Source organism: Tropicimonas isoalkanivorans (genome assembly GCF_900112335.1).
GTDB lineage: Bacteria > Pseudomonadota > Alphaproteobacteria > Rhodobacterales > Rhodobacteraceae > Tropicimonas > Tropicimonas isoalkanivorans.
The window spans coordinates 1-2,914 of sequence record NZ_FOLG01000045.1 but is presented as its reverse complement, the minus strand read 5'-3'; the positions used below and the strand labels follow the sequence as shown (position 1 = coordinate 2,914).

Annotated in this window: 3 protein-coding genes; all 3 read left to right on the top strand. The window is 56.1% G+C overall.

Annotated elements, in window-relative coordinates; genetic code table 11:
• Positions 1-45 precede the first annotated feature (45 nt).
• The 3 genes from BM075_RS25225 (at position 46) to BM075_RS23990 (ending at position 2,860) form a co-directional block, all read left to right on the top strand.
• Positions 46-351 (top strand): 3'-5' exonuclease, encoded by a 306-nt coding sequence (locus BM075_RS25225; RefSeq protein ID WP_093363118.1) that lies wholly within the window; start codon positions 46-48, stop codon positions 349-351.
• 176 nt (positions 352-527) lie between these two features.
• On the top strand, positions 528-1,748 hold the full coding sequence (locus BM075_RS23995) for a phosphoribosyltransferase-like protein (protein ID WP_132464573.1): 1,221 nt from the start codon (positions 528-530) through the stop codon (positions 1,746-1,748).
• Positions 1,749-1,924: 176 nt separating this feature from the next.
• Positions 1,925-2,860, top strand: coding sequence for a reverse transcriptase family protein (locus BM075_RS23990; protein ID WP_093363116.1), 936 nt, complete (start codon positions 1,925-1,927; stop codon positions 2,858-2,860).
• The last annotated feature ends 54 nt before the right edge of the window (positions 2,861-2,914 follow it).

The following is a 2,914-nucleotide window of genomic DNA, read 5'->3' as shown; positions in this document are numbered from 1 at the left end:
TCTTGTAGCTTGGGGGTGTCGGTCTGCTCATGCCAACCAGCTACCATGCTGGATTCACGAGATGAATCCCCAACCCGATTTGCGCAACAGAGCCCCTCCCAAGGCTACGCCGAAATTGCCATGCGCCGCAGTGTAATTCGGCCCAAACCACTACCGAAGACGCTTTCCACCGTTCACAAATCCAAGGGCCTCGAATGCAGCAATACCATGATCATGCATTGTGACCGCGCCAGCTTTGGAAACACGATTTACGGAAGATGTAAGTTTTACGTGGGCATAAGCCGCGCAAAGTCATCTTTGGTAATTGTAATTCCAAAAGCGAACCCCAGTCTTATTTTTAAGATTCCTTAGATGCTAAGCATCGGCGGACTGCGGAGCGATGTCCGTGTTGATAAAACTGCGCAGCAGAGAACACCAATTTGAACGAAGCCTGCGGTTCATCTCATCACGAACCAAATCAGTAGACTAACACTGACGTCGTAGCTTAGGCTGGTTAAACCGGCAAATTCACGAGGATAGATTGATAGGTGGCAAATTTCTCGGAAAGAGAGGTTGCACAACGCTGGTTGGAGCGCTTCGTAGAAACGGATCGTGAGATCGCCGCTAGCCTCATCGACGAACTGCTTCTCGTCAGCGGTGGCGAGCTAACGAACGGCATCACCCAACTGTTTGACAAAGTCCATGCTCAATATGGAGGTAAGAGGCCGCTCGCCTTTTACGCAGAACGCGAAGTGGAATGGGATAAGAACCAAGTCTTGCCCATCTTCGCTAACGCCCGGGACGGTCGCGCGGTCGGCAAAGGCCCGCCACCGATTCCCTTTGATCCAAATCGCCCCGAGGTCGGAAGTGAAGGTCTGATCGCGAATATGATTACAAGCTACTGTCGCCAGCATGGCCAACAGATGCTCAACCATCCGGGTCCAGACTTGCTGCGCAAGCGCAAAGCAGGCCCGATTGTTGTCGTTGCGGATTTCATAGGATCAGGGCAGCGGGTCTGGGAGATGCTCGAGGCATTTCGCGCTGTCGCCTCGGTTCGAAGTTGGCGCTCCTACCACCTGATCGATTTCTACGTCGTCGCGTATTCGGGCACCGAGGAGGGTTTGTGCCTCGTACAATCAAGCCGCTTGCGACCGAAGGTCCTGACTGTGACCGGATGTCCTACGATCAACACCGCGTTCCGCAAACCGACGCGCGACGCAGTGAGGCAACTGTGCCGAACATATCCACCCAATCACAATAGGCCCCTCGGTTATGGCGAGGCGGGAGCGCTTATTGCGTTCGAACATGGTGTTCCTAACAATGCTCCGCCCATTCTACATAGCGGATGGGGCAACTGGGAGCCTCTCTTCCAGCGGCGCAGCACCATCGCGGCCAAAGGAGAATTTCCTAGCACAAACCGTGCGGAAGTCGCCGCGCGGGCTGAGCAGTTGCTTCGTATCCGGGGTGCCGAAACTTACTTGTCAGACTCGCGTGGTCGCCGATGGATCAAAACGATGCTAGTGCTTGCGGCGATTGAAGCGGGTGCTCGCTCGCTCGCGCAGATATCGGCGCACAGCCGACTCAAGCTCGAGACGGTCCAAGAGATCGTCGACTTCACTGAAATCGCGCGTTGGACGACGCGAAAGCTCACGCTGTCTGCGCTCGGACGGTCCGAGCTTCGGCGGCTGAAAAGACGCAGGGCGCGCAGCCCCATACTTCCAAAGCCGAGCAAACCCTTCTACTATCCCACACAGTTGAGGGCTCGATGACGTGGTCTAGAAATGCGCTGCTTCGGCAGCGACGGGTCCCTTGGGGGCCTGGAACGTCGGATTTCCGACGTTCGCAAAGAGGAGCGGAGTATTCACGCTGCGCGATACTGCACGTCACGCCTGGCGGTGTCTTGGCCGCGACGCGCAGTACCACCCACCCGGGTGGGTCAAAGTAGATGCCGGCGCCGAACCCTCAACGCTACCGCTCCCAAGGCCGTCTGGAAGGTGTCGACGATACCGTACTCGACCATGCGGTGGAAACCTTCGAGCGGATTCGTGCGGTCGATCCCAGAATCACGCCAGTCCTGACGCTTAGGCACCTCAGCCATCTGACCGATATTCCGTTCCTGCATCTTCGAGATTTGGTGGGGCGGCGTGCGCATAGGCCATACAAGTTCTTCTATCTCAAGAAGCGTATCCCGGGCAGAAATCGTGTTCGCATGATCAGCGTGCCGAATGGGACTTTGATGAGCCTTCAGAGATGGATCGTTGACAACATCCTCCAGTTCACGCGGCCACATGCCGCCAGTTTCGCGTTCCATCCCGATTGTCGGCCTTATGAAGCGGCGGCGGAGCATTGCGGATGCGCTTGGCTGCTCAAGATCGATCTCGAAGAATTCTTTCATACAGTCTCAGAAGGACGCGTCGCCGCCGTCTTCGAGAACTTGGGGTTTCCGCGCCTCCTTTCCTTCGAATTTGCAAGACTGACTACGGTCGCGTGTGAGCGCCCCGGATCGCGACCTGATCCAGGGGAACGTTGGCCTGCAATTCCATACTATCAGTGCGAGCATGAAGGGATGCTCCCACAAGGCGCGCCGACGAGTCCGATGCTCGCCAATCTCGCTATGTTGAAGGTGGACGAGATTTTGAGCGCGCTCGCTGAGCAATACGGGATGACCTTCACAAGGTATGCCGATGACTTGGCGTTTTCGTGTGGCGAAGAATACGACTTTGCGCACGTCCAGCGCTTCAAGCGCTTGGTTTTGGAGAAGCTCAATAAGTCAGGATTTCGCCCTAACCACCGAAAGACCGTCATTCGTGGACCAGGGACAAGGCGGATTGTTCTGGGCATGTTAGGGTCAGGACCCATTGATTTCCGGGTAGGGGCGTGATTCACGGTCCGAAAACCGAGCGGTGAACATGTCTGATCTTTTCTGGCTGACGGA